This window comes from Microbacterium sp. UBA1097 (assembly GCF_002313585.1).
Lineage (GTDB): Bacteria > Actinomycetota > Actinomycetes > Actinomycetales > Microbacteriaceae > Microbacterium.
This window is the reverse complement of sequence record NZ_DCBW01000064.1, coordinates 1-638: the sequence shown is the minus strand read 5'-3', so window position 1 is coordinate 638 and position 638 is coordinate 1. Positions and strand designations below refer to the sequence as shown.

1 protein-coding gene is annotated in these 638 nt (G+C 66.1%); it reads right to left on the bottom strand.

Annotation, left to right across the window (positions count from 1 at the left end):
• Positions 1-60: 60 nt before the first annotated feature.
• Positions 61-638, bottom strand: a 578-nt coding sequence (locus tag B4F19_RS15315; protein ID WP_292736088.1) for an IS256 family transposase, incomplete at its 5' end; no start/stop codon positions are given.

The window sequence follows — 638 nt, the reverse complement described above, 5'->3', positions numbered from 1 at the left end:
CGGCCGCGTCCGTTTGAGTGGTGGTCTTTCGCTTCGTTGCGATGATCAGCTGTCGTTAGTTTAGGCGGCGGTGATCTCGGGGAGTATCACCGCCTCGTCGATGGTGGGGGTGGTCGCGGTGAGCTCGGTCATGGAGGCTTCGGAGAAGTAGCGGCGGTCGGCGGCTTCCCATTCGTCGTGTTGCTCGACGAGGACGGAGCCGGCCAGGCGGAGCAGGGCGGCGTTGTTCGGGAACACGCCAACGACGTCGGTGCGGCGCTTGATCTCCCGATTGAGGCGTTCCAGCGGGTTCGTGGACCAGATCTGTCGCCAATGCCGGGCGGGGAACGCTTTGAACGCGAGGATGTCGTCACGGGCGTCGGTGAGCATCACGGCGGTCTTGGGGTGGACGCGCTCGATCATGCGCACGACTTCGTCGAACTGGGCATCGATGTGCTCGGCGTCGGGTTGGGCGAAGATCGTGCGGATCACGCTGGCGACCATCTCCTGCCGGCCCTTCGGGAGGGCGGTCAGGACGTTGCGCATGAAGTGGACGCGGCAGCGCTGCCAGGCGGCGCCCTGCAACACGGTCGCTGCGGCCTTCTTCAGTCCGGCGTGGGCGTCGGAGATCACCAGCTTCACCCCGCCCAGACCTCGTG